The 26,179-nt window shown below is 53.5% G+C and carries 19 protein-coding genes; 4 read left to right on the forward strand and 15 right to left on the reverse strand.

Going from position 1 to position 26,179, the window contains the following annotated elements; all coding sequences use genetic code 11:
- The first annotated feature begins 29 nt into the window (after window positions 1-29).
- Complete coding sequence (locus QEN31_RS08350) at window positions 30-776, forward strand: GntR family transcriptional regulator (protein ID WP_000434062.1); 747 nt, start codon at window positions 30-32, stop codon at window positions 774-776.
- On the opposite strand, the gene QEN31_RS08355 is transcribed toward QEN31_RS08350, so the two are convergent.
- The 3 genes from QEN31_RS08355 to QEN31_RS08365 are packed head-to-tail and all read right to left on the reverse strand — an operon-like array spanning window position 750 to window position 3,984.
- Window positions 750-1,715, reverse strand: a complete 966-nt coding sequence (locus tag QEN31_RS08355) for a PfkB family carbohydrate kinase (protein ID WP_001012652.1) — start codon at window positions 1,713-1,715, stop codon at window positions 750-752. The two genes, QEN31_RS08350 and QEN31_RS08355, sit on opposite strands and share 27 nt — an antisense overlap.
- Window positions 1,712-2,716: an ADP-ribosylglycohydrolase family protein gene (locus QEN31_RS08360; protein WP_000642793.1), complete on the reverse strand. Its 1,005-nt coding sequence runs from the start codon at window positions 2,714-2,716 to the stop codon at window positions 1,712-1,714. The genes QEN31_RS08355 and QEN31_RS08360 overlap by 4 nt, the downstream gene beginning before the upstream one ends.
- Window positions 2,713-3,984, reverse strand: coding sequence for a nucleoside permease (locus tag QEN31_RS08365; RefSeq protein ID WP_000858692.1), 1,272 nt, complete (start codon window positions 3,982-3,984; stop codon window positions 2,713-2,715). The genes QEN31_RS08360 and QEN31_RS08365 overlap by 4 nt, the downstream gene beginning before the upstream one ends.
- 253 nt (window positions 3,985-4,237) lie before the next feature.
- Here QEN31_RS08365 and fbaB point away from each other — a divergent pair, with 253 nt between their 5' ends.
- Window positions 4,238-5,290 (forward strand): class I fructose-bisphosphate aldolase, encoded by a 1,053-nt coding sequence (gene fbaB, locus QEN31_RS08370; RefSeq protein ID WP_000129587.1) that lies wholly within the window; start codon window positions 4,238-4,240, stop codon window positions 5,288-5,290.
- A gap of 52 nt (window positions 5,291-5,342) precedes the next feature.
- Here the strand turns inward: fbaB and yegS are convergent, their stop codons facing one another.
- Window positions 5,343-6,242 (reverse strand): lipid kinase YegS, encoded by a 900-nt coding sequence (gene yegS, locus QEN31_RS08375; protein ID WP_001273389.1) that lies wholly within the window; start codon window positions 6,240-6,242, stop codon window positions 5,343-5,345.
- A 561-nt stretch (window positions 6,243-6,803) separates the two neighbouring features.
- Between yegS and steD the strand changes: the two genes are divergently transcribed.
- Entirely contained in the window at window positions 6,804-7,139 is a 336-nt protein-coding gene (gene steD / locus QEN31_RS08380) for a type III secretion system effector SteD (RefSeq protein ID WP_012512945.1), read from the forward strand.
- A gap of 121 nt (window positions 7,140-7,260) precedes the next feature.
- A complete protein-coding gene (locus tag QEN31_RS08385) occupies window positions 7,261-7,677 on the forward strand; it encodes a CesT family type III secretion system chaperone (RefSeq protein ID WP_099949643.1) in 417 nt (138 codons plus the stop codon).
- 35 nt (window positions 7,678-7,712) lie between these two features.
- Here QEN31_RS08385 and sseK2 read toward each other — a convergent pair whose 3' ends face one another.
- The 11 genes from sseK2 to mdtA all read right to left on the reverse strand — a co-directional run bounded on the left by sseK2 (window position 7,713) and on the right by mdtA (window position 25,971).
- Entirely contained in the window at window positions 7,713-8,759 is a 1,047-nt protein-coding gene (sseK2, locus tag QEN31_RS08390) for a type III secretion system effector arginine glycosyltransferase SseK2 (RefSeq protein ID WP_077905361.1), read from the reverse strand.
- A 450-nt stretch (window positions 8,760-9,209) separates the two neighbouring features.
- Window positions 9,210-10,571, reverse strand: a complete 1,362-nt coding sequence (trhP, locus tag QEN31_RS08395; RefSeq protein WP_001517981.1) for a prephenate-dependent tRNA uridine(34) hydroxylase TrhP — start codon at window positions 10,569-10,571, stop codon at window positions 9,210-9,212.
- A gap of 115 nt (window positions 10,572-10,686) precedes the next feature.
- The gene (locus QEN31_RS08400) at window positions 10,687-12,798 is read right to left on the reverse strand and encodes a DUF4034 domain-containing protein (protein ID WP_058653602.1); all 2,112 of its coding nucleotides are present in this window, start codon (window positions 12,796-12,798) and stop codon (window positions 10,687-10,689) included.
- 10 nt (window positions 12,799-12,808) lie between these two features.
- Window positions 12,809-13,525 (reverse strand): DUF1266 domain-containing protein, encoded by a 717-nt coding sequence (locus tag QEN31_RS08405; protein WP_000498587.1) that lies wholly within the window; start codon window positions 13,523-13,525, stop codon window positions 12,809-12,811.
- The gene (locus QEN31_RS08410) at window positions 13,525-14,727 is read right to left on the reverse strand and encodes a hypothetical protein (RefSeq protein WP_000141069.1); all 1,203 of its coding nucleotides are present in this window, start codon (window positions 14,725-14,727) and stop codon (window positions 13,525-13,527) included. Before QEN31_RS08410 ends, QEN31_RS08405 begins: the two co-directional genes overlap by 1 nt.
- Before the next feature lie 268 nt (window positions 14,728-14,995).
- Complete coding sequence (baeR, locus tag QEN31_RS08415; RefSeq protein WP_000137854.1) at window positions 14,996-15,718, reverse strand: two-component system response regulator BaeR; 723 nt, start codon at window positions 15,716-15,718, stop codon at window positions 14,996-14,998.
- Window positions 15,715-17,118, reverse strand: a complete 1,404-nt coding sequence (gene baeS, locus QEN31_RS08420) for a two-component system sensor histidine kinase BaeS (RefSeq protein ID WP_000870073.1) — start codon at window positions 17,116-17,118, stop codon at window positions 15,715-15,717. Before baeS ends, baeR begins: the two co-directional genes overlap by 4 nt.
- Window positions 17,118-18,530 (reverse strand): MFS transporter, encoded by a 1,413-nt coding sequence (locus tag QEN31_RS08425; RefSeq protein ID WP_000137823.1) that lies wholly within the window; start codon window positions 18,528-18,530, stop codon window positions 17,118-17,120. Before QEN31_RS08425 ends, baeS begins: the two co-directional genes overlap by 1 nt.
- Complete coding sequence (gene mdtC / locus QEN31_RS08430; protein WP_001210071.1) at window positions 18,527-21,607, reverse strand: multidrug efflux RND transporter permease subunit MdtC; 3,081 nt, start codon at window positions 21,605-21,607, stop codon at window positions 18,527-18,529. The genes QEN31_RS08425 and mdtC overlap by 4 nt, the downstream gene beginning before the upstream one ends.
- Window positions 21,608-24,730 (reverse strand): multidrug efflux RND transporter permease subunit MdtB, encoded by a 3,123-nt coding sequence (gene mdtB, locus QEN31_RS08435; protein WP_001197797.1) that lies wholly within the window; start codon window positions 24,728-24,730, stop codon window positions 21,608-21,610.
- Entirely contained in the window at window positions 24,730-25,971 is a 1,242-nt protein-coding gene (gene mdtA / locus QEN31_RS08440; protein ID WP_000678813.1) for a multidrug efflux RND transporter subunit MdtA, read from the reverse strand. The genes mdtB and mdtA overlap by 1 nt, the downstream gene beginning before the upstream one ends.
- Window positions 25,972-26,179: the final 208 nt, after the last annotated feature.

Here is a 26,179-nt window from a genome sequence, read left to right on the forward strand (position 1 = left end):
GCCTACAGACCCGTCGTCAGGAAAGATAAATGGAACAAGCGCATACCCGGCTCATCGCGCAACTGAATGAACGAATTTCAGCGGCGGATAATACGCCGCTATACATGAAATTCGCCCAGACGGTAAAGGATGCCGTGCGCAGCGGTATTCTTGAGCACGGTAATATTTTGCCTGGCGAACGCGATCTCAGCCAGCTTACCGGCGTCTCGCGCATCACGGTACGAAAAGCGATGCAGGCGCTGGAAGAAGAGGGTGTTGTCACGCGCGCCCGCGGCTACGGTACGCAAATCAATAATATCTTTGAATATTCCCTGAAAGAGGCGCGGGGATTTTCTCAGCAGGTTGTCTTGCGCGGCAAAAAACCGGATACGCTATGGGTTAACAAACGCGTGGTAAGTTGTCCGGATGAGGTCGCGCAGCATCTGGCGATCCCCGCAGGCAGCGACGTCTTTTTACTCAAACGCATTCGTTATGTTGATGAGGACGCGGTATCGATTGAAGAGTCCTGGGTGCCTGCGCATCTGATTCATGATGTCGACGCGATTGGCATTTCGTTGTATGACTATTTTCGTCGCCAGCACATTTACCCTCAGCGTACCCGATCCCGCGTCAGCGCCCGGATGCCGGATGATGAGTTTCAGTCGCATATTCAAATGGATGGTAAAGTGCCGGTGCTGGTGATTAAGCAGGTGGCGCTCGATCAGCAGCAGCGGCCTATTGAATACAGCATCAGTTATTGTCGTAGCGACCTATACGTTTTTGTGTGCGAGGAGTAGCGCCTCGCGCGTGGGCGCGCAGTCGCCGCCGCGATGCCCGACCACCCAGCTTGCCACCGCATTTCCCAGCAGTACGGCATCCGCGAGCGGCCAGCCTGACGCCAGTCCTGCCAGCACGCCGCCAGCATGGCTGTCGCCCGCGCCGATGGTATCCACCACGGTTGCCGGAAACGCTGGCACAACGCCGGAAGATTGCGCGCTAAAATACCACGCTCCGTCTTTATCATGGCGCACCACCAGCGGCGCGGAAAAGCGTTTTACCCATGCTTCGCCGAAAGTGCGCGTATCGGTCGCAAGCCCGGCGCGTTCCGCAGCGATGATGGCTTCCTGGCGGTTGAGGGAGACGATGGGCCGGCAGGCCATAATGCGCGCCATTGCATCGTCTGTAATATCACCGATTCGCGGGCCAAAATCGATAAAAGGCGTTACATCGTCGACGGTTTCCAGCCACTGGATCAGTGGTTCGCCACAGGACGAGGCCAGTTGATAACCGGACAGGTAGACAAGACTGCCCCGCGGTGTCCTGAGCTGCGACAGCCAGTCCGCATTCCACTGGTTTTCCACGCCGCTAAAAGACATAAACGTGCGTTCGCCATCCGGTTCGACTAACGCCAGACACCAGCCGTTATCCCCTTCAACCGCGTCAATCACGCTGGATAATCCCTCTTTTGCCAGACGGCGGCGAATCCTCTCCGCCCACACGCCCTGGCCCAGCGGCAGCGCATTGCTGGCGTCAATCCCCAGTCGTTTCAACGCCACGGCAATATTCAGCGCACAGCCGCCGACATTGACGCTCTGTTGTTGCAGTTCAATATCGCCTCCGCGACGCGGCAACGTCCAGGCGTCGGCAATGATATCGATCACTGCCGCGCCGATAACGGTGAGCGGACGCCGGGTATGCAGGGTCGGTAATAATGTCAGCAACCGTGCGCCGTTCATAGTGCCTCCCGCCGTTGACGATAACTCGCCAGCGCAACGGCATAGCGCGCAAAATCCAGCTGATTAACCTCGTCCAGCGTTTGCTTTAACTGGGGGTTAATGGCGCTTACCCCGTGCAACGCGCCGCAAATGGCGGTAGCCATCGCGCCGATAGTGTCGGTATCGCCGCCGAGGTTAGCGCACAGCACGGCACAGCGGTTAGGATCGGTATTCGCCAGTTCCACCATGGCGATAGCGCAGGGAACCGATTCAATGGTGCTGGTTCCCGCGCCGATGATCTGATAGAGCTGTTCGCTGGCAGATTCGACGCCGTCGGCGTGGCGGACAATGTTTAGCGCCAGTTCCAGACGTGCCGATAGCGAGGCGCTAAACGTGGTAATACGCGCTGTCTGCGCCTGATGGGCGACGGCGGGGAGCGAGTCGGCAATACTTTGCCACGTGTCGCCGTTAACCGCTCGCGAGACGGCCCAGGCGACAACCACGGCGCCAGCCACCGCCAGATCGGATTTATGCGTCGGGCTGGAGGCTAACGCTACTTCTGCTATAAAGGCTGTCAGGTTAGTTGGCGGCAACAGGCAGCCCAACGGCGAAACGCGCATGGCCGCGCCGTTAGTCACGCCGTTATTTTCCAGCGCCGCGATGGGTTTGCCGTCGCGAATCGCATTCAGCGCAATTTTTGACGTCGGGCCGAGTACATTTTTATTGAACGCATCAAAGCGTTCCGCCCAGGCGAGGATGTTACGCCCAATAATCTCGGGATCAATGTTGCCTTCGCATTCGAGTAGCGCGTCGGCCAGGCAGAGCGCCATTGCGGTATCATCCGTAAACTCCGCGCGGTTAAAATAGCAGGCGGCATTATTCTCTTTTGGCCCGGGCAGAAAGCGGTCAATCCAGCCGAAATGCGCTTTGACGCGCGTTCTCGGCCACAGCTCAGAGGGCATTCCCATCGCATCCCCTAACGCTTGCCCGTAAAGAGCACCGAGAATACGTTCTGCTTTCATTTTACTTCCCCTTGTGTCAACGCAATATCGCGATCGTCAATAGCAGTGATCTCTTTGTCCGATTCGCGAAAGAAAATCATAAACAGTAGCGCGATGACGGCAATCATCACTGCGCCAAACGTCCACATGCCCGCCCAGTTGAATGTCAGACCGTTAACCGGTTGCGGATAAGCAAACATTTTTTCCATCATCACGCCGCCGAGGCGATACCCCAGCAGGCTGCCGAATCCCTGACAGCAGAGGGTGATAAGCCCTTGCGCAGCGGTACGCATATGAACCGGCGCTTTTTTATCGACATAAATGTAGGCGGTGACGTAGTAGAAATCGTAACTTACGCCGTGCAGCAAAATACCGAGGAACAGCAGGGCGTAAGTGAAGTACGTCTCCGCGCCGCCATAGACAAAAAAGCCGTAGCGGATCGCGGCGGTAATAAGACCAAGTAATAATACCTTTTTAATACCAAAGCGCTTAGTGAAAAAGGGTAGCGCCAGCATAAAGAAGATTTCAGAGAACTGGCCGAGCGTCATCCAGCCGGTGGCGTTTTTCATTCCCACTTCTGTCAGATAGCCGTTAGCGAAGATGTAGTAGAAGGCCAGCGGCATCGCAAACAGGAAGGAACAGAAGAAGAAAACGAGAAAGTTTTTATCGCGCAGCAGAACCAGCGCATCCAGCCCCAGCATCACTTTAATATCCATCTTGCCGGTGCTTTTTGGCGGCGTGTCTGGCAGACAGAACGCAAATACGCCCAGCAACGCTGAACTTGCGGCGGTTATGAGCAGTGGAATGTTGGTGGGGGAAATATCGTTATAGCCTAACATTTGCGGCAAGAATCCACAGGCGAGGCCGGAGGCAATCCACCCAATGGTTCCCATAACGCGAATGCGTGGAAAATCGCGTTCAACGTCCGGTACGTTAGCGAAGGCAATGCTGTTTGTCAGCGCGATGGTCGGCATATAGGTCAATGAATAGGCCAGGAGCAGCGGAAAGAATCCGGCAAAGGTGGTTTGCTGTGCCGCGAAATACATCAGTACGGCACCCGCAAACATCAGTACCGCCAGGACTTTTTGCGCCGAGAAAAAACGGTCGGTAACGGAGCCGACCAGAATCGGCGACAGGATCGCCGCAATGGCGGTACAGGCATAAGACCAGCCTATTTCACCGGCGGAAAACCCGCTTTTATTTAGCCATAGCCACAGGGGGACGAACCAGGCGCCCCAGATAAACCACTCCACGAACATCATGAACGACAGTTTAAAGGTCGTTTTCATTTTTGAATCCTTCATGACAGGTAAGGTACGCCATGACAATACCATTTAATAATACCTTTTAAATACCATTGAGCGTTAATTTTGACCGAACTAACACTTTTTCGGACGTGAATCGAGTCAGCAGATAGCGCCGAAAAAATGCGCTAAAGTTGGCAAAAATGGTCGGTCAGTACCAGGCTTATTGCGACCCGCAATCTGCGGGGCAGGACTATTCACCTTCCGATACCCTATCGGAACTTACGGGAGCATAGCTATGACTGATATTGCGCAGTTGCTTGGCAAAGACGCCGACAGCCTTTTACAGCATCGTTGTATGACCATTCCTTCCGATCAGCTTTATCTACCCGGCAAGGATTACGTTGACCGGGTGATGATTGACAATAATCGTCCACCAGCCGTTCTGCGTAATATGCAGACGCTCTATAATACTGGACGCCTGGCGGGAACAGGATACCTTTCGATACTGCCCGTCGATCAGGGAGTGGAGCACTCCGCCGGCGCCTCTTTTGCGGCCAACCCGCGCTACTTTGACCCAAAAAACATTGTTGAATTGGCGATTGAGGCCGGCTGTAACTGCGTGGCCTCTACCTACGGCGTACTGGCCTCGGTTTCACGGCGCTATGCGCACCGTATTCCGTTTTTGGTCAAACTGAATCACAACGAAACATTGAGCTATCCGACAGAGTACGATCAGACCCTGTACGCCAGCGTTGAGCAGGCGTTCAACATGGGCGCTGTGGCGATAGGCGCGACGATCTATTTCGGTTCGGAACAGTCTCGTCGCCAGATTGAAGAGATCTCCGCCGCTTTTGAGCGTGCGCATGAGCTGGGTATGGTGACCGTATTGTGGGCTTACCTGCGTAATTCTTCCTTTAAAAAAGACGGCGTTGATTACCATGTATCCGCTGACCTGACGGGGCAAGCCAACCATCTGGCCGCTACGATTGGCGCGGATATTGTGAAACAGAAAATGGCCGAGAATAATGGCGGTTATAAAGCGGTCAACTTCGGCTATACCGACGATCGCGTGTACAGCAAACTGACCAGCGATAACCCGATTGATTTGGTACGTTACCAGTTGGCGAACTGCTATATGGGACGCGCCGGGCTTATCAACTCCGGCGGCGCGGACGGCGGCGACACTGACCTCGGCGACGCGGTTCGTACCGCGGTGATCAACAAACGAGCCGGTGGAATGGGGCTAATTCTGGGACGTAAAGCCTTTAAGAAATCGATGGCTGATGGCGTGAAGTTGATTAACGCCGTACAGGATGTCTATCTGGATAGCAAAGTCACCATCGCCTGAGTTCAACGAAGAAAAGCCGGATGTGAACGTATCCGGCCAGCGACAGGTGTTATTAACGTAGCAACGGGCAGTCCGGCGGCAGCCGACAGCGTAATGCGCCAGGCAGCACCTCAATATGAAATTCTTGTCCGCTGAGTGGTTCGCCATCCAGATTGAACGTGATTTCATGCGGCGCATGAATATCAAACCACGCTGAGGCGCCGTCAATAATATTCGGATTGTCATCTGACTGCGTGAGCGTGGAAAACAGCGCCGGCAACAGCTCTTCGCCGGTAAAAATCCGTAGCTGTAACAGTCCGTCGTTAATCAGCGCGGTGGGACATAATTGCTGCCCGCCGCCGGCCTGACGACCGTTGCCGATGCCGATCACCAGCGCATCTCCCTGCCAGTGAAAGTTTTCGCCACGTATTTCGCAGCGGTCAGGGGTCAGCGTATCCATTCTCATCAGACCGTGGATAAGATAGGAGACGCCGCCCAATGCGGCTTTAAGTTTTTCCGGCGTTTCGGTGGTAATGCGGGTGCCAAAACCGCCCGTCGCCATATTGATAAAACAGGTTTTATCATTGACCATGGCCATATCAATTTCCATCGCGTTTCCGGCAATCGCCAGTTTCAGCGCTTTGTCCAGCGCTTCAGGAATACCGGCGCTGGTGGCAAAATCGTTGGCAGTGCCGAGCGGCAAAAGGCCCAGTGCAGGGGCTACGCCGTCGCGGATCTGGATGAGCGCGGTCGACACTTCATTAATGGTACCGTCTCCGCCGCCGGCAATCACCGTTTCAACGCCCAGTCTACGGGCTTCATCAACGTAACGCTGCGCGTCGCCTTTTTCCCAGGTTACCCGAACGTGAATCTGTATACCTTCGTCGCGAAGTAGAGTAATGGCCTCACGTAGCGGCTGGTTATCAGCGCTTTTGCCATTGAGGATCAGTAAGCTGGCGGGAAAGTTAGCCATCCGTTATGCCTTAATAGGTTGAACAACAATCTCCAGAAAGTGTATAGCAGAAATGAAAAAGCGAGGTCAGAACAGGATGAAAATTGAAATGTTGCGCACTTATTGCTTTACCGTTTTTCTTCCTGCTGTACGCAGCGGTAAGCGAAGCATGGTTTAAGGCAAATGGCGACAAGAGAGATGCCGGTATGCGCATTGAGTAGCGCTTGTGAGAGTGCAAGGAAATCACAAGGGGTAGTCAGACGCTTTCCGATATAGCGCCTTTGATAACGAAACGGAGAATTAACAAGACGAACATACGTCAGTTATCAGTATTAATTTCAAACACCATAATATCAGATAAAAACCTGATATTTATTACCAAACATACTTTTTAATAGCATAAAATCGAAATGTTCTTTAGACTCTTTAGCAGAAACACGGCGCACAATTAGAAGCACGCTACTATATATCAAATAAAACCTATTTAGATGATGGCTTAGCGCGGTGTCCTATAGTCGTACCGTTGCCTGATGTATCGCTTTTCTCATAAACATAAACAGGCATGTGCATGAAGAGGTTTATATGAATGTCACTTCAGGCGTGAATGCGCAAACGCCATTGCTCCCTCCTTCTGAACGGGGTAATGACGAAAAACCGGTAGCTGAAATCGTTGAGTTTAACGCTTACGGCAATAAACCCAGATGTTTAATATGCGTGGGAACCACGGCATTGTTTACAAGTGTTTTCAGTGGGGTATGCTCAGGGGCTGTCGCCAGTGTCAGTAGTGGTGCGGCATATACTACCGCTCTGACGGTTTTAGGCGCATCGTTTGGCATGGGGGGAATTGGTATGATGGGAATATGCGCCGGACTATACCTTAGCGCAAATGGCGTCAGAACCCGGCCAGCCTGGCCATAAATGAGCAAACACAGCAAGTCATAGGGAAAAGATGAATTCCGGAGATGGCACGGGGTGTTAAGCGTCCAGAGCAGAGGCTTATGACTTATATAGAAACGCTTTAGATAGAGTATGGGGTGTTATGTATTCAAGAGCCGATCGCTTATTAAGACAGTTTTCACTGAAATTAAATGCCGATTCAATTGCCTTTGACGAAAACAGATTATGCTCATTTATTATAGATAACCGTCACCGTATCTTACTAACAAGCACTAACAGTGAGTATATAATGATATACGGTTTTTGCGGAAAACCTCCGGATAATAATAATCTTGCTTTTGAATTTCTCAATGCTAATTTATGGTTTGCAGAGAATAATGGACCACAGTTGTGTTATGATAATAACTCACAATCATTATTACTGGCTCTCAACTTCTCACTCAATGAAAGTTCTGTAGAGAAACTTGAATGTGAAATTGAGGTAGTTATTAGATCAATGGAGAATCTGTATCACATTTTACAGGATAAAGGAGTAACTCTGGATACCGATTATACGTGACGGTGGGAAGGGTGAGTAAAACAAGGCTATCATGATTACCTCCAAGAACTGGCAGTTAAACTGCTTGTGTTCATAATGATATTTTCGTGTTTAAATTCAATGAAATCGCAAAATGCGTCATAATCTTGTATATGAGAACCGTCAAAATAATGCCTCAACCCTTTACTGAGCCAGTCATTATAGGGATCGCCATAAGGTTTACTGTGCATAATTTCGAGTCCTTTTATTAATGCTGGATGCTCGCTGCGGTTAACAGCAATAATTCCATTTTCAAGGCTAACATGATTATCTTTACGACTTACATGGATAGCGATACCATCAGGTAAATACAACGTGCCGAGTTTATCAGTAAGTAACATATCTGCATCAAGATATATGCAACCGCCGCCTGGTTGCAGATGATGACAACCAGGTTTACCAGCTTCCAGAAAAACATCGCTTCCTTTTAGCAGGAAAAGATTTCTGTAGAAGTCAAACCATAAGTGACCTTTGTCTTTATTATGAGATGAAATAAGCGTTTCCTCCGGATTGTTTTTCAAGACATCTTCCAGGCTTTTTTTTACCCCGTTAAGCAAGACCTCATCTCGTTCACTTGCTGACTGAGCTTCCAGTTTGGTGATGTTTTCTAAATAAATCGTCGTTAACTTTTTATCATACATGCTATAATTAAGGTCAGAATTGTAAATAACCTTTATGTTTCTATAATTTTGTTCCAATTTTCCCAATGCTTTTCTTTGTCCCTTGCTAAAATCGCCATCAACGAAAATACCGATAATTCTTTCTTTTTCTATTATAGCAGCATTGATAATATTATTAAGATAAGGGTTTTTCTGCGTATTGATAATGGGAATTTCGTTTTGACCAAATCTATCTGGATTGCGTTCAAACCACTGAAAAACGAGCGGCGTTTGGTGATCTAGTGGCAATAGAGGATAATCAATCCCAGCAAAACTTACATGGCCTGATGAAGGTGGACTGAGCGTAGGTGCGATGGTTTGAGTATTACTTTGACATGAAATCAAACCTCTAATCCGGGAAAACATTATTTTAATCCTTGTAAAAGCGGCATTAAAACGTGCCATATTTTTACACGCTTAAATTATCAGTTTTTAACCTTAATTTAATAACCTGGAAACTTTTTGTGTAAGTGCTCACAAAGTAGTTATTGATTTAATTCACTGATTTTAAACGTTAACGTCACAATGCTAAGTCCTGAGTCCGACCGGATGCGGGGAGGATTGTGACTTGCTGGCTGGCAATGGATAGGGGAGGTCTCTAAACCTAAGCGCCCATTTGCGCTTTGGTTAGTGTGGTCAATTTTGGATATGGCGGGAAGTACCACTTTTTTATGGATTATACGCAAAAAATAAGCCTGCGTAAGGGAGATTACGCAGGCCAAGGAGGTGGTTCCTGGTACAGCTAGCATTTATGGGTTATGTTTTTCAGCGCGTTGAATAATACCCGCATGGAGCGAAGCGGTATGTGATCAATTTCTAAGAATCTTCCCGCCATGAAAAAATAACCGCAATTAACTACTTAGCATGGGGGTTACGCGTTGATTCGCCTGAGAAATTACGCATCAATAGTGCGTAATCCAGCGTAACGTCCTGCGGGACGGGCATCCAGACGGTATAGCCATCGCCAGGTGCCACCGGCATAGCGTCGCCTTTGGCGTTCTCCATCTGTTCCAGGGTGAAATTGATATTTCCCTGCGGTGTCATCAGCTCCAGACTATCGCCAACGGAGAATTTATTTTTCACCGCCACGGCCGCCAGTTGGCCTTTACGCTCGCCGGTGAACTCGCCGACAAATTGCTGGCGTTCGGAAACGGAGTACCCGTACTCGTAATTCTGGTAATCGTCGTGCGTATGGCGACGCAGGAAACCTTCGGTATAGCCGCGATGAGCCAGACCTTCCAACGTTTCCAGCAGCGTAGGGTCGAAGGGTTTACCCGCGGCGGCGTCGTCGATGGCCTTACGGTAGACCTGCGCGGTACGGGCGCAGTAATAAAAGGATTTGGTGCGGCCTTCGATTTTCAGCGAGTGGACGCCCATTTTCGTCAGGCGCTCCACGTGGGCGATAGCGCGCAAATCTTTTGAGTTCATGATATAGGTGCCATGCTCGTCTTCGAACGCGGTCATGTATTCGCCCGGTCTTTGGGCCTCTTCTATCATAAACACTTTATCCGTCGGCGCGCCGATACCGAGCGTCGGCTCAACGTTCTGTACCGGAATCGGTTCGTGCTTATGCACGATGTTGCCGACAACGTCTTCTTTTCCTTCCTGCACGTTATATTCCCAACGGCAGGCATTGGTGCAGGTGCCCTGGTTCGGATCGCGTTTATTGATGTAGCCGGAAAGCAGGCAGCGGCCGGAATAGGCCATGCATAGCGCGCCGTGGACGAAAATTTCTATTTCCATATCCGGCACCTGCTGGCGAATTTCCTCAATCTCTTCCAGTGACAGCTCGCGGGAGAGAATCACACGGGTCAGCCCCATCTGCTGCCAGAATTTTACCGTCGCCCAGTTTACGGCATTAGCCTGTACCGACAGGTGAATCGGCATTGCCGGGAAGTGCTCGCGTACCAGCATAATCAACCCTGGATCGGACATGATCAGCGCATCCGGGCCCATCTCGACGACGGGTTTCAGGTCACGGATAAAGGTTTTGAGCTTGGCGTTATGCGGGGCGATGTTCACCACCACGTAGAATTTTTTTCCGAGCGCGTGGGCTTCGTTGATGCCAAGCTGCAAATTTTCGTGATTGAATTCGTTATTACGCACGCGTAAAGAGTAGCGTGGTTGGCCCGCATAGACGGCATCGGCACCGTAAGCGAAAGCGTAACGCATATTTTTCAGCGTTCCCGCCGGCGAAAGAAGTTCTGGTTTAAACATCATTTTCTCGTTCTGATGACAGGTCAGATCCGCCTCACCTGATGAGGCGGCTTGAGGAGAGTCCTCACTTTAAGGGCGGGCATTGTAGCGCCGTGGGAGAGGGGAGTAAACCACCTTACACCATTGAGTTGACCTGTCCCGGCAGCTCTGAATTCGGGATACGGATGGTATACCAGGCGAAACGAAAGCGTTTCCAGAAAGAATCGAAATGCAGGTGGTCCAGGCAGTCCATAACGATTTCATTATCCGGGTAAAGCGTGAAGGCAAAATGCGCCCAGCGTGCGCTTAGCCTCATATTAAACAGCGTTCGATCGTGTTTATTACCGTGCAGGCGCGATAGGGTCACCATAGCATGTAGCGTGCCTTTGTTGGCCTCTTGTTGCACCAGTTCCAAATGCTTATGCGCCAGCGTAATATCCTTCACTTCAAAAATATTCAGCAGGAACAAGCCCCAGGCCTCTTTATGCCCGAACTGATGCGCCAGCCAGAGATTATCGAGCAGTTCTTTTTCATAAGCGGAACGTTTTTCGGTATCAGGTTCTTGTTTACTCAGACGCTGGTTGCAGACGCCGATGCTGAAATGAATATTTTGCAGGTCATTTTCATAGTCGGTATAGCCTCCGTTATCTATTAATTTGTACGGGGTGCTCTCGCGCAGCGCTAACTGCCGGTGCAAAATCTCCGCCGCGCGCTGAAAATACCCTAACGCGATGGCAGGATCGTAAGGTAGTAGGCCGTTGTTCTCTTTATTATTGTGTTCAAGGCCCAGCAGGTTTAGCGCGGCGGGTATATTTCTTTGTGCGCCCAGCTCTGCCAGCGGCACGAAATGTTCCGGGAGCCCGAACCAGTTGAAATTTTTAATCGCCGCCCGCCAGTTATGGTTATATTGAATGTCGGCGACGCTATCGAGCCAGGCGAGGCCTTGCGCCTCATCCTTTTCGAAACCCAATAACCCGGCGTACTGAAAGTAGCCACGACGGATTTTCGGCACTGCGAATTCCGTTTGCTGCGCATTCTGACAGAGAAAATTATACATCCACCAGGTGTCAGGAAAATCGCGCAGGGCGAACTTTATCGTGTCATCAAAGAAGTAATTGTTGAACTTAACTTTTTCCACGATCGAACGCTGAAGGGTTCGCCAGAGCGCGTCATTATCGTCCAGATCGCTATAGCAGACCCGCAGCCACTTCAGCGCGTTGTGGCGAGATTCCTGGATATGCGCTCGCAGGCTAATCTCTTCGGCTTTGGCGATAATGCGTTCCTGTTCTGCCGGGGAGTCAACCTCTTTGATGCGCAGATCGCGGTGATCGTCCCACCAGATCAATAGCTCCAGATGTTCACGTTCTGCGGCAGAAAGGTGATCGCATACGCTTGATTCCAGAAATTCGCGGATTTCCTCGTGAGACCCTCTCCAGCGTGGCATACAAAACGGGATATATTCATCCAGCACGTAAAATGCCGTCGGGAAAATAGCCAGGCAGACGGCGAGCCAGTATTTTTGCCCGGCATAGTCATTGCACTCCGGCAGCACGGACGGGCGCGGCAAATTTGGGCAAACCGCGTCGGCAAACGACAGCCCGGAATGGGCCATCAGCGCGTCCACCTCCTGCGGTGAATGGCGATGATATTCAGCCAGATCTTCCATTAATGGCTGCCCGGCAACATCCGCGCCCTCGAGGAACTCAACCAGCCAGTCGGGCTGGCCGAAGACTTTGGAGTTGGTGCTGGTCAGGGCCGCCGCCATCCACTGGCGCGGTTCACAGTCGATAGCATTGAGCACGGCGATGACCATCCGTTCGTTGCAGGCGGCGGCGCAGATCCACATCGCTCGGGTGGTTTCTCTCGCCCAGCCATAGCTGCGATACAGCCACGCACGGTGATTCCAGTATTGCGCCTCGGCAAGCCAGGCGTGAGTGGAGCGGGGACGAGCGCGCTGCCAGTTTTTGATCAGCGCTAATCCTTGCGGCCCAGCCTCAACCAGCGTGTCCATATCGTAAAAAGGGTTGTCCATTTGATTCCAGGCGAAGAAATAGCGCTTTTCCGCTTCGCGGCTGGTAAAGCTCTCCGTCAGCGCCTGGTTGTAGCGTTCGTCCAGTTCGTCATAGCGTTCTTCGCGCAGCAGGCCGGGAATATCGGCGATATGCCATTCGCGTTGCCCGTCATTGAGGGGATTTTTGTGGTTGCACATCTCAAACATAGCGTTGAGCAGACGATCATCCTGTTCCATAAAGCGTCCTTTAAATCGGCTCGAAAATTTTGAATTCATTCCACGGCAGTTGTCGCCAGCGGCTGACAGGGTCTTGCAGATAATGGGTGGCTTCCTGTAAATCCCGTCCGGCAAGCGCTGTTGGCGTGTCACGTAGCGTGAGCCATACCCGGCGGGCACGAACGTAGGCGGTGGCGTAATCCTCCCAGGAATCAAAACAGTCCTGAGCGCGCTGGGCGTTGAGCAATAGCACCAGCCAGGCCTCGTTTTCGTTACACCAGCCGAGCCCGGCGATACAGCGGGTCAGAAAGGCGGTGCGCATACAGTCGAAGGCCAGCGCGTCGCGGACCTGGCCCTGGGCCGCCAGATGATGATAAAACGTGCGCGGCGAGCTGCCGATGCCCGCAGGCCAGCGGCGTAAGATATCCTCAACCTTGTGGCGTAACGCCGCGCCGTCGAGGTTTTCGCTCAAGCCCAGCTCTTTTTTTACCTGCTGCGCCAGATAGCGGCGTTTGTCATCGTCAAGTTTAAATACCAGCTCAACGCCTTTGATCGGTAGCCCGTTGCGCCGGGCGAGGATATCAGCTAGCGCCAGCGCCCATTGCCGCCGTCGGGTATCGCGACGCAGGTCTTTCAGGCGATCTTTTTCTTTCTCCTCGGCGATACGGGCCGCAATCAGCGGTTTGTTTTTTTTGTAGTTGCGCCAGCTAAAAAATAGGGCGGCAATAATAAGAACAATCCAGAACATTATTGCACCTCCTTGATGACAGGGAGGTAACGCGTGGTTTGTAGCGTCAGGCTTTCAATTTCGAAAGGTTCGCTACTGGTGTTTTTCCCGGCAAGCGTAGGATGCCATTCATGCTGCGGAAACAGCATTTCCGCAGCCGTCGCCACGTTAGGATCAACAACCTGAAGGTAGCGCAGTGCCTCCGGGGCGCTGTGCAGCAGCAGCCACTGTAAAGCCACCGGAGGCGTAGGGAAGTGCTCCATTAAATGAAAATTGTCATGCAGCACATTGAGCAGAAAATTGAGGTCATGAATATGAGTAATAAATTTCCAACCTGAATATTCCGGCGTCGATTCATAAACTATTCCCATCCCTTCGCAATCAGCGTGGCGCTCAGGAAGTGGTTGCAGATGGCGTAACAGAGATAAAACATCGTTAGCATATTTCTTAATAGGATGGCGATTTTGCTTACCTTTAATCTGATCAATGCTCAGGCCGTTATTACCAACCACCAGGCTTATTGTGACGTGGGGAATATTATTGCCGTCGCGCAGGCTGAACAGGCGAAGTTTTTGTTGTTCCATTTGCCGGGCGTAGTAATCGCCGTAGCCGCCGGAAAGCGCGCCTTTATTATCAAAATCTCCGACGCAGTGTTGCATATGCCAGGATTCATACGCCATCTCACTGCGCAGGCCGGGATTTGTTGCATCAAGTTCAACCAGCACACCGTTATTCACCGTCATCACCGGTTTTAGCGCCTCGCTGTTGGAGGGATACCAACCTTGTTCACGCAGGCGCTGCATTTTTTGATGCTCCGCTTCGCGCATTGCCAGCACGGTAAAGCAGTTGATGCGCTGCAGTTTAGTTTCCAGCCGCGTTCCTTCCTGACGCGAAAGAAATTCCACTAAATCTCTTTCCATTGCCACAAGTTGCGGGTGCTGAACGTTAAGGTAGTAAAAGCGCTCATCGCCACCCAGCTTTGGCGCCAGCCAGGCGGGGATTTCTGCATCAGCGCTAAAATAAACGGCATAATCGGCGACGGAACGCACAGGATAAACATGAGGAAAGTCACCGATGATCCAACGATAAAAATGGTTGCTTAACCAGCGCTGGATATTTTCGCTGTCGCCGCGTTGTTGGCTCCGGGAAAAAATAGACGATTTTACATTTGGCGCATTTATTATATTGCGTGGTTTATAGCGGTGAGATGACGTTTCTGTCATAAAAATCCATGTATAATTAAGCTGGTATTATGTTTATGTATTTTTAGATTCACTTAATGAATTAATGCGCAATAAGTTTAAAAAACTACTCATAGTATATCGGTAAACTAAAAAGAGCGGCCAAATAATTTATTGTCCCCGATCGCGTTCGTCGTGGTTTTCGGGATACCGCTCGGCCAAAGGAAAGAGGACTGTGTGTTAATTCCGCCAGAATAGCGTTGGCGGAAAATATCGTCTTACGACCTTGTTATTGTTATGCCAATAATCATTATACCAGGCGACACGCATCCGCTTCCCAGCGATATCCCACCCCGTAGACCGCGCGTATAAATGACTGTTCGGCATCCAGCGATTCCAGTTTACGGCGCAAGTTTTTAATGTGGCTGTCGATAGTACGATCGGTCACCACACGGTAGTCGTCGTAGAGGTGGTTTAACAACTGCTCGCGGGAAAAAACTTTACCCGGTTCAAGCGATAAGGTTTTTAGCAGGCGGAATTCAGCGGGGGTTAAATCCAGCGCTTTACCACACCAGGAGGCCTGAAAGCGGCTTTCATCAATCATTAACGGGCTTTCGGCATCCTGCTGCTGGAGTTCGCGCTGCGGTTTACAGCGGCGCAAAATGGTTTTCACGCGGGCCACGACTTCGCGCGGGCTGTAAGGCTTACAGATATAATCATCGGCGCCGATTTCCAGCCCCAGCAGCCGGTCGATCTCTTCAATTTTGGCTGTGACCATCACAATGGGGATGTCGGAAAAACGGCGAATCTCCCGGCATAGCGTCAGACCATCGGTACCCGGCAGCATCAGATCCAGCAGAATCAGATCCGGCGGCGTTTGACGCACATACGGCAGTACCTTGTCGCCGTGATTGATGAGCGTGGGGGCGTAACTCGCCGCGCGTAAGTAGTCAATAAGCAGCTGACCCAGCTTGGGTTCATCTTCAACAATCAAAATGCGCGGCGTGTTTTCATCAATGGGTAATTCAGTCATACTTCTCTCTGTAAATCGCGATCCAGCGGTAACTCTACTGTAATGCTAACCCCGCCAAAAGGCGAATGAGCGGCGTGAAGATGACCGTTATGCGCGTGTACAATATTGACGCATATTGCCAGCCCCAGTCCAGAACCGCCGCTGGCGCGGTTACGGGACACTTCCGTGCGGTAAAAACGGTCAAAAAGCTTTTGTAACTGTTCATCGCTGACGCCCGGTGCAGAATCGGCAAAGGTCAGGAATAATGATTTGTCGCGTTGTTCGGCGGAAATATGCAGGCCGCCGCCGCTGTCGGTGTAGCGCAGACTGTTTTCCAGTAGATTATTAAACAGTTGCATCAGGCGATCCGGGTCGCCGAAGACGGTCATACTATCCGGCAACGCGTAATGTAGCGTTAGCCCCCGGCTGGTAAAGCGCTCTCTGAACGCGCCGCCAGCGACTTCCAACAGGGGAACAAGATCGACGGTCGTTTTTTGGTAAGCCAGCGCGCCCTCGTCAGACAACGACAGCTGATGCAGGTCGTCAACCAGTTTGGTAAGCGTACCGACTTCCGCCTGTAGCGAGGTAACCGATTCTGGCGTGAACTGGCGAACGCCATCCTGAATGGCTTCCAGTTCGCCGCGCAATACCGCCAGCGGCGTGCGCAGTTCGTGGGAAATATCCGCCATAAAGTCGCGGCGCATCTGCTGGTTTTTTTCCAGCGTACTGGCAAGCTGGTTAAAGTCCTGCGCCAGTTTCCCCAGCTCATCGGCGCTGGTTGGGGTCACGCGCGTGGTAAAATCCCCCGCCGCCAGTCTGTGCGTACCCTCGACCAACCGTTTGACCGGGGCGAGCAGGCCACGCGCCAGCAAAAACGTCGCCAGCGCGGCCAGCAACGTTGATAACGCCACGATCATCCAACTGGCGCGCCGCTGCTGCATATCAAAATTAATATCCGTATTGCGCGTCAGCCGCTCGACAGGAGAGGCGATAATCGCGCCGACTTCGGCGCCATTGACCAGAATGGGGCGGCGAGTACCGTCATGCGGCACCGGACCGCGTGGGCCGACCAGCACCCGGCCATTTTGATCGACGACCCAGAATTGGGTGCGCCAACCGTGCGGCGGCATACCGGGGCCGGGTTTATCCCGGTCGTTGTCATGCTCAAATGAACGCAAAATCTGGAAAACGAAGCGATCGTTGTTGCGTAAAAAACGCCAGTTGCCGTGTTGCTGGTACTGGTCGCCCAGCGCATCGCCCAGCATTTGTAGCCGCTGCTCGTTGCCGTGTTTGATATAGTCAATAAATCCGCGTTCAAAACTGACGCGCACGGCCCAATGCATACTGATCAGCAGCACGATGCAGGTGGCGAAAATCGCCAGAAACAGCTTGCCGGTGATTCCGGGCCGCCAGACTTTCATTACAGGCTCCTTTTACGCCGTGAAATGACCATGTTTTGCTGTGTATCGTTCGGCACGCGGGCAAAAATTATCGCCGGTAGCGCGATAATAACCGCCATACATAACCAGGTGTACATAAAGACGTGATGTGTGGCGCTACTGTCTATCCCGATATGCTGTTGGCCAAACATACCCAGCAGCATTCCGGCAATAGTGACGCCGATACTCATCGAGAGCTGCATAATCATCGATAATAAGCTATTGCCGCTGCTGGCCAGCGTATCGGGAAGGTCTTTTAGCGTTAAGGTATTCATGGAAGAAAAGCGCGCCGAGTTCACCATTCCCTGCAAAAGCAGTACCAGCGGCAGGAGATAATACCAGCCGAGCAGCGCGACCGACATAAACAACAGGCTAACCAATGCCAGTCCGAGCGTAGTCGCCACCAGAACCCGACGATAGCCAAAACGGTTAACTATCTGCACCACAATCCGCTTCATTCCCATGCTGCCCAGCACCATGGGGATCATCATCAAACCGGCATGAAACGGTGAAAAACCAAGACCAATTTGCAAAAAGACCGGCGTCATAAACGGCAGCATACCGCTGCCGATACGCCCGGCAAAACTGCCCAGCAACCCCAGTGAAAACGTGGGCGTGCGGAACAATCGCAGGCTGAATAACGCGCCTGAGTTTTTTTTGGCATGGAGGAGATAGAGCAGAATGGCTGCCGCGCCGCTCGCAGCAAGTCCGGCTAATGTCCAGGGCGAGATCCCCATGCTTTTACTACCGTCCAGCGCCAGGGTGAGTACCGCCATGCCGATAGCTAACAGCAGGAACCCCGGCAGATCAAAGCGCCGGGTCTCTATGGTGTAGTTTGGCATCAGCATAAAGGTTGCCATAGCGCCGACGATTCCCACCGGGATATTGATCAGAAAGATCCAGTGCCATGAAGCATATTCCACCAGCACCCCGCCCAGCGCGGGGCCGAGTAACGGCCCGATCTGTCCCGGTAGGGTGACGAAGGTCATCGCCGCCATATATTGCGCGCGCGGCACGATTTTCATGACCGTCAGGCGTCCGACCGGCACCATCATCGCGCCGCCTACGCCTTGTAAAACTCGCGCTAATACCAGTTGATTAAGCGTACCGGAGAGGGCGCAAAACAGCGAACCCAGCGTGAACAGCACGATGGCGGCAAAGAAAATATTACGCACGCCGATTTTGTCTGCCAGCCAGCCGCTGGCGGGGAGCATCACGGCGACGGTAAGAACATATGACACCACTACCATGTGCATATGCAGCGGGCTTTCCCCCAGGCTTTTCGCCATGGAGGGCAGCGCAGTGTTGACGATGGTGGTATCCAGCGACTGCATAAAAAAGCCGAATGCCACAATCCAGAGTTGCCAGCGGGTGTTGTCAGGAAGTTCTGTCATATCTCTACTACCGGTTTGCTATTTTTACGCGAAAAACGCAGCCGCAGACGGTCGAAAAAGAGGTACACCACCGGCGTGGTATAGAGCGTCAGGAGCTGGCTCATGACCAAACCGCCGACAATGGTTATCCCCAGCGGCTGCCGTAATTCCGAACCGTCTCCGCCAGATAACACCAATGGCAGTGCGCCGAACAGCGCCGCCAGCGTGGTCATCATTATTGGACGGAAGCGTAACAAGCAGGCCTGGAAAATGGCTTGTTCCGGCGTCAGGCCACCGCTTCGTTGCGCTTCAAGCGCAAAATCGACCATCATAATGGCGTTTTTCTTCACAATGCCAATTAATAGCATGATCCCTATCAGGGCGATTAGGCTGAAAGGGGCATTGAAGAGTTCCAGCGCCAGAAGCGCCCCAACGCCCGCCGATGGTAGAGTAGAGAGAATGGTCAGTGGATGGACGTAGCTTTCGTACAGTATCCCCAGCACAATGTAGACGGTAGCGATCGCCGCCACTATCAAAATAAGCTGTGAATTCATGGTCTGCTGGAAGACTTGCGCCGTTCCGGAAAAACTGCCGCGTACCGTCGAGGGGACGCCAAGCTGCGTCATGGTGCGATTAATGGCCTCTGTCGCCTGCGATAACGATGTGCCGGTCGGCAGGTTAAAGGCAATCGTGGACGCCGCGGAAAGTCCCTGATGGTTCACCGACAGCGGCGCATTGGCGGGCCGCCATTGGGCGAAATAAGAGAGGGGAATCGCTTTTCCGTCACGGTTGATAACGAACATTTTCTCCAGCGCGCTGATATCCTGGCTATAGCGCGGATCGACTTCCATCACCACTTTATACTGGTTCATCGGCTGATAAATGGTGGAAATTTGCCGCTGGCCGAAAGCATTATTTAACAGACTGTTTGCGGCCTGAACATCAATACCCAGCCGTGACATGGTGTCGCGGTCGTAGATAAGGTTCATCTCCGCGCCGTTATCCTGCTGGTCGGAGTTTACGTCCGCCAGCTGCGGCAGGGCCGAGAGCGCTTTGCGTATTTTCGGCTCCCATTCGCGCAGCGCCGCCAGAGAGTCAGACAGCAACGTATATTGGTAACTGGCGTTAGCCTGCCGCCCGCCGACGCGAATATCCTGTACCGCCATCAGAAACAGCCTGGCGCCAGGTTCTTTTGCCAGTTTGACCCGCAGTCGATCAATGATTTGCTGCGCCGTCTCTTTGCGTTCGCCGCGCGGCTTCAGCGTAATAAACATCATGCCGCTATTCACCTTCGATCCGCCGGTAAAACCAGTGACATTATTCACCGCCGGATCGTCGCGAATAATTTTCATAAAATCCTGCAGCTTGCCGCGCATGGCCTGGAAAGAGATGCTCTGGTCAGCCTGAATACCGCCCATCAACACGCCGGTGTCCTGCTCCGGAAAGAATGTTTTAGGGATGGCGATATAAAGCCAGATGTTCAGCGCAACGGTGCCAAGAAAAACCACCCCGACAAGACGCGTATGGTTAAGCACCCATTTTAACGACGTGCCGTAACCCTGTTGCAAGGCGACCAGCAAACGGCCAACGCCAAGTTTACGCGGTTGGGTGCGCGGTTTGCTTGATTTAAGCATCCAGCCGCACATCATCGGCGTCAGTGTGAGCGAGACCACCAGCGAAATGCCAATCGCCACCGAGAGGGTAACGGCGAATTCCCGTAATAATCGTCCTGGCAGGCCGCCCATTAACAGCAGCGGCAGAAATACCGCCACCAGCGACAGACTCATGGAGATGACCGTAAACCCGACTTCCCGCGTACCCTGTAATGCCGCCTGCAAAGGTTTCATTTCCGCCTCCAGATGGCGGGCGATATTTTCCAGCACCACAATGGCATCATCAACGACAAATCCGGTCGCGATAGTCAGCGCCATCAGCGACAGATTGTTGAGGCTGAAGCCGCACAGATACATGGCGGCGAAGGTGCCGATGAGCGAAACGGGAACGGCGACGGCGGGGATTAGCGTGGCGCGCCCGGAACGCAGGAATAAAAACACCACCAGGATCACCAGCGCAACAGAGATAGCCAGCGTCTCTTCGACCTCTTGCAGCGACGCGCGAATCGTCGGCGAACGATCCTGGGCGATTTGTAAATCGATAGCGGCGGGGATCATTGCCCGCAGTTCCGGCAGTTTTGCCCGGATGCCGTCGACCGTCTGAATAATGTTGGCCTCCGGCAGCTTGCGGATCATCAACAAAATAGCGGGTTTAGCGTTCGTCATCCCGGCGTTACGGACATCCTGCACCGAGTCAGTGACGCTGGCGACGTCACCCAGGCGTACCGCCGCGCCGTTGTTATAGTGAATAATCAGCGGCTGATATTCGGCGGCGGTTTTCAGTTCGTCGTTGGTCTGGATTTGCCAGCGGTGGACGCTATCTTCAATTGCGCCTTGTGGTCGGCGTACGTTGGCGCTGTCGATCGCTTCGCGGACCTCATCCAGCGAGACGCCCTGGTTAAAGAGCGCCTGCGGGTTTAAGCCTACACGTACCGCGGGCAGGGAGCTGCCGCCGACGTCAACATCGCCGACGCCGTCAATTTGCGCGATGGTTTGCGCCAGTTGGGTAGAGGCGAAATCATACAGTTTGCCCTGTGACCAGCTCTCCGAGGTGAGCGTTAAAATCATAATCGGCGCGTCGGACGGGTTGGCCTTGCGATAAGTCGGGCGGCTGGGCATTCCGCCTGGCAACAAGCTTTGCGCGGCATTAATGGCGGCCTGCACGTCGCGCGCCGCGCCGTTAATATCACGATCGAAATTAAATTCGAGAATAATGCGCGTACTACCGAGCGAGCTGCTGGAGGTCATTTCATTGACGCCTGCAATGCGTCCCAAAGAACGTTCCAACGGCGTCGCCACCGACGAAGCCATGGTTTCCGGCGAGGCGCCCGGCAGTGAGGCGCTAACCATAATCACCGGGAAATCGACCTGCGGCAGCGGGGCGACCGGCAGCAGACGAAAGCCCAGAATGCCGCACAGCGTAATGGCGGCGGCAATCAAAATGGTGGCGACCGGGCGGTAGATGAAAAGGGCGAAAAAGCGCATCTACGCCTCCTCTTTATGGCGCGGAAAGCGACTTTTCACGTACAGCGACAGGCGGTCAAACAGGAGATAAATCACCGGAGTGGTAAACAGAGTTAATACCTGGCTGACCAGTAGGCCGCCCACCATCGCGATCCCCAACGGGCGACGTAATTCCGCGCCAACGCCGGTACTCAACATTAATGGCAATGCCCCGAGCAACGCCGCCAGCGTGGTCATCAGAATCGGTCGAAAACGCAGCAGACAGGCCTGGAAGATAGCGTCGCGCGGACTCATCCCCTGTTCGCGTTCAGCGGCGAGGGCGAAGTCAATCATCATGATGGCGTTTTTCTTCACGATGCCGATCAGCAAAATAATGCCGATAATGGCGATAATATCGAGCTCGCTACCAGCGATGATCAGCGCCAGCAGCGCGCCGACGCCCGCCGTAGGCAGCGTTGAGAGAATCGTAATCGGATGGATAAAACTCTCATACAGCACGCCAAGCACGATATACATCGCCACCACGGCGGCGACAATAAGCCAGACGGTGCTGCCCAGCGCCGCCTGGAAGGCGAGCGTACTGCCCTGAAACTGCGTTGTAATATCCGCTGGCAGGGCGAGCGTTTTTTCCGTATCGAGAATCGCCTGCACCGCATCGCCGAGCGAATAGCCCTCCGGCACGTTAAACGAAAATGTCGTAACCGGGAACTGATCTAAATGATTGATGGAGAGCGGGGCGAAGCGCTGCTCAATGCGGGCAATCGCGCTGAGCGGTACGGTGCCGCCGTCGCGGCTCGTCAGGCGAATCGTCTCCAGCGCCGCCAGGCCCGGCGTGCTGGCGGTATTATGTTCCAGCACGACGCGGTACTGGTTCGCCTGGGTATAAATCGTTGAAATCAGGCGTTGTCCGAACGCATTGTAGAGCGCGTTATCCACATCCGCCATGCTGATACCCAGACGGCTGGCGCTGTCGCGGTCGACATTCACCCAGGCCGCTAATCCCCGATCTTGCCAGTCGCTGCTTACCTCAGAGAGCTGTGGCAACGACTGTAGCGCGTTCTGCAGTTTTGGCACCCAGTGGCTGAGCGCATCGAGCGTCGTGGCCTGCAGGGTAAACTGATACTGCGTGCGGCTGACCTGCGTGTCGATGGTTAAATCCTGCGTCGGCTGGAGATACAGCGCCACGCCGGGAATCGTCGCCACGGCGGTTTGCAGCCGGGAGATCACCTGCTGCACGCGGTCATCACGCGCATCCAGCGGCTTGAGGTTAATTTGCAGGCGCGCGCTATTGAGCGTGGGGTTAGCGCCGTCTACGCCAACAAAAGTCGTCAGGCTTTGCACCGCCGGGTCCTGTAATATCCGCTCCGCCACCTGGCGCTGACGTTGCGCCATACTGGCATACGATGACGATTGCGGCGCCTGCAGCGTCCCCTGGATAATGCCGTTATCCTGTACCGGAAAGAACCCTTTCGGGATGACTATCCACAGCATAACGCTGAGCAGGAGCGTGGCGAATGCCACGCTCAATGTAAGCCACGGATGGTTGAGCACTTTCGCTAATCCGCGTCCGTAGCTGGCGATCACGCGGTCAAACATCCGCTCGCAGGCGCGGGAAAAGCGGTTTTGTTTACGCAGAGACTGCTGGCTGAGCATACGTGCGCACATCATGGGCGTGAGCGTCAAAGAGACGACGGCGGAGATTAAAATCGCTACCGCCAACGTCACCGCAAATTCGCGGAACAGTCGACCAACAATATCGCCCATAAAGAGCAACGGGATCAGCACCGCAATCAGTGAAAAGGTGAGGGAAATAATGGTAAAGCCGATTTCGCCCGCGCCTTTGAGCGCCGCCGCCAGCGGTTTTTCTCCTTTTTCGATGTAGCGCGAGATGTTCTCAATCACCACAATCGCATCGTCCACCACGAAACCCGTGGCGATAGTGAGCGCCATCAGCGTCAGGTTATTAATGGAAAAATCCAAAAATACCATCACCGCAAAGGTGCCGATAAGCGACAGCGGTACGGCGACGCCGGGAATAATTGTGGCGGGAATATTACGTAAAAACAGATAGATAATCATGACGACCAGCGCGATCGCCAGCATCAGTTCAAACTGGGTATCGCGCACGGAAGCGCGAATATTGGTGGTGCGATCGGACAGGACCGTGACCTTCACCGATTTCGGCAGGCTTTCGGTAAGCTGGGGCAGCATCTGGCGAATGCTGTCCGCTGTCGCAATGATATTGGCGCCAGGCTGGCGTTGAACGTTCATCACGATAGCCGGCGCTTGATTCGCCCATGCGCCGAGCCAGCTATTTTCCGCCCCCTGTTCGACGGTGGCGACATCGCCCAGCCGTACCGGCGCGCCGTTTTGATACGCGATGATAAGCCTGCGGTATTCGTCGGCAGACTGCATCTGATCGTTAGCAGAAAGCGTCACCGCCCGTTCGGGGCCATCCAGACTGCCTTTCGCCGAGTTGACGTTGGCGCCGGTAATTGCGGTACGGACCGTTTCGCTGGTCAGACCGAGCGCGGCGACAGCCTGAGCATTCAGTTTTACGCGTACCGCAGGGCGCTGCCCGCCGGCAAGCGTCACCAGCCCGACGCCGGAGACCTGTGAGATCTTCTGCGCCACGCGGGTTTCTACCATGTCCTCTACCTGGGTCATCGGCATCGCGTTTGAGGTGACGGCAAGCGTCATAATCGGCGGGTCCGCCGGATTGACTTTGCTGTAAATCGGCGGATTCGGCAGGTCGGAAGGCAATAAATTGGTGGCTGCGTTAATCGCCGCCTGTACTTCCTGCTCGGCAACGTCCAGCGGCAGCGTCAACTGAAACTGTAGCGTTACCACTGACGCGCCGCCGGAGCTTTGCGACGACATCTGCTTCAGTCCTGACATCTGGCCGAACTGGCGCTCAAGCGGCGCGGTGACGGCGGAGGTCATGACATCCGGGCTGGCGCCAGGGTAGAGCGTAACAACCTGAATAGTGGGGTAGTCGACCTCCGGCAAAGCGGCGACGGGCAGGAAGCGATAGCCGATAATCCCGGCGAGTAAAATCGCCGCCATCAGCAGAGTGGTGGCCACGGGGCGCAGAATAAACAGACGCGAAGGGCCGCCCGTGCTGCCCGGAGGTAATACCTGCATCAGGCGCGCGCTCCTTTTTGACCTTCATGGCGGGAAGGGGATTTTTCATCCGCCACGGTGGTTTGCGGCTCAACGACCTCGACTTTTGCGCCTTCCGTCAGCCGATCAATACCATCGGTAACGACGCGATCGCCTGCCGATAAGCCTGCGCTGATCACCACGTTTCGGTTATCCTGAATACCGATTTTTACCCGCTTCTTGCTGACGTTATTTTCGTCGTTCAGCACCCACACAAAGTGGCCCTCATTGCCCATTTGCACCGCCGCGGCAGGCACCACAACGGCATTTTGTTCGGTATCGACCAGCATCCGGGCGTTCACAAATTGATTGGGGAACAGCGTATCGTCCTGATTGGTAAAGCGCGCTTTAATTTTGATCGTTCCCGTCGTGGGATCAATCTGGTTGTCCAGACTGAGCAACACACCTTCGCTCAATTTGTGCGAGTTAGTCCGATCCCAGGCTTCTACGACCAGCGCTTTCCCCGCTTTCTGTGCCTGAACTACGGTCGCGATATCGCTTTCCGGCAGAGTAAAAATGAGATCAATCGGGTGCGTTTGCGTAATGACGACAATACCTGCGGTATCGCTGCTGGAAATCTGGTTGCCGACATCCACCTGTTTCAGACCCACGCGTCCCGAGACCGGGGCCGTGATACGACTCCAGTCGAGCTGTAACTGCGCGCTGGCGACATTAGCTTCATCCGCTTTAATGGTTCCCTGGGTTTCGTTGACCAGCGCCTGTTGCGCATCCAGTTCCTGACGGGAAACCAGATTGGTTTTTGCCAGTTGCTGATAGCGCGCCAGATCACGACGCGCATTCGCCAGCGTAGCGTTATCTTTCGCCAACTGTCCCTGAGCCTGCGCCAGGGCGACCTTAAACTGGCTGGGATCGATTTGCGCCAGCAGATCGCCTGCGTTGACCTGCTGACCTTCCTGAAAGTGCAGGGCGATGAGTTGACCATCCACGCGGCTACGCACCGTAACGGTATTCGCGGCGGTCACGGTACCCAGCCCGCTCAGATAGCGCGGTACGGCCTGCGTGGTCGCGGTCGCGGCCTGTACCGGCGCCAGAGGGCCGTCGCGCATACCGCGGCGACCTGCGGCGGCGGTATGCGGCGCTTGCGCGGCGACGCCCGGCGCGGCGGTCGGGCTTTCGCTACGGCTATGCCAGAACCAGAATGCGGCGGCGGCTACTACAACCCCAATCGCTATTGCCCAGCGGAAAGTATTACTGCCTTTCATCGGTATAAGTTTCTCATCCTGAAACGTTTTGCGGAATGTTGCTCCCTCTATTGTAGTCAGCAGGGAAGGGAGAAAAATGGAGGAATTATGGAACACGGTCGGGATTATTCTGAATGGCGACCCGCTTTGCGAGGCGCTACGCAACTCTCATCGGTGAAAATCGTTAACGCGCCGGAGTGCGGTAAAGTGGCGGCACGGCAATGAAGGT

This window comes from Salmonella sp. SA15303, from assembly GCF_029962125.1.
Taxonomy (GTDB): Bacteria; Pseudomonadota; Gammaproteobacteria; order Enterobacterales; family Enterobacteriaceae; genus Salmonella; species Salmonella enterica.

Bases quoted from the DNA above. Each gene is read 5' to 3' on its own strand.
- steD (WP_012512945.1), top strand. From the start codon at position 6,804: ATGAATGTCACTTCAGGCGTGAATGCGCAAACGCCATTGCTCCCTCCT.
- sseK2 (WP_077905361.1), bottom strand. From the start codon at position 8,759: ATGGCACGTTTTAATGCCGCTTTTACAAGGATTAAAATAATGTTTTCC.
- QEN31_RS08410 (WP_000141069.1), bottom strand. From the start codon at position 14,727: ATGACAGAAACGTCATCTCACCGCTATAAACCACGCAATATAATAAAT.
- QEN31_RS08365 (WP_000858692.1), bottom strand. From the start codon at position 3,984: ATGAAAACGACCTTTAAACTGTCGTTCATGATGTTCGTGGAGTGGTTT.
- QEN31_RS08385 (WP_099949643.1), top strand. From the start codon at position 7,261: ATGTATTCAAGAGCCGATCGCTTATTAAGACAGTTTTCACTGAAATTA.
- QEN31_RS08400 (WP_058653602.1), bottom strand. From the start codon at position 12,798: ATGGAACAGGATGATCGTCTGCTCAACGCTATGTTTGAGATGTGCAAC.
- QEN31_RS08350 (WP_000434062.1), top strand. From the start codon at position 30: ATGGAACAAGCGCATACCCGGCTCATCGCGCAACTGAATGAACGAATT.
- baeS (WP_000870073.1), bottom strand. From the start codon at position 17,118: ATGAAAGTCTGGCGGCCCGGAATCACCGGCAAGCTGTTTCTGGCGATT.
- yegS (WP_001273389.1), bottom strand. From the start codon at position 6,242: ATGGCTAACTTTCCCGCCAGCTTACTGATCCTCAATGGCAAAAGCGCT.
- trhP (WP_001517981.1), bottom strand. From the start codon at position 10,571: ATGTTTAAACCAGAACTTCTTTCGCCGGCGGGAACGCTGAAAAATATG.
- QEN31_RS08360 (WP_000642793.1), bottom strand. From the start codon at position 2,716: ATGAAAGCAGAACGTATTCTCGGTGCTCTTTACGGGCAAGCGTTAGGG.
- QEN31_RS08425 (WP_000137823.1), bottom strand. From the start codon at position 18,530: ATGACAGAACTTCCTGACAACACCCGCTGGCAACTCTGGATTGTGGCA.
- mdtC (WP_001210071.1), bottom strand. From the start codon at position 21,607: ATGCGCTTTTTCGCCCTTTTCATCTACCGCCCGGTCGCCACCATTTTG.
- mdtA (WP_000678813.1), bottom strand. From the start codon at position 25,971: ATGAAAGGCAGTAATACTTTCCGCTGGGCAATAGCGATTGGGGTTGTA.
- fbaB (WP_000129587.1), top strand. From the start codon at position 4,238: ATGACTGATATTGCGCAGTTGCTTGGCAAAGACGCCGACAGCCTTTTA.
- baeR (WP_000137854.1), bottom strand. From the start codon at position 15,718: ATGACTGAATTACCCATTGATGAAAACACGCCGCGCATTTTGATTGTT.
- QEN31_RS08355 (WP_001012652.1), bottom strand. From the start codon at position 1,715: ATGAACGGCGCACGGTTGCTGACATTATTACCGACCCTGCATACCCGG.
- QEN31_RS08405 (WP_000498587.1), bottom strand. From the start codon at position 13,525: ATGTTCTGGATTGTTCTTATTATTGCCGCCCTATTTTTTAGCTGGCGC.
- mdtB (WP_001197797.1), bottom strand. From the start codon at position 24,730: ATGCAGGTATTACCTCCGGGCAGCACGGGCGGCCCTTCGCGTCTGTTT.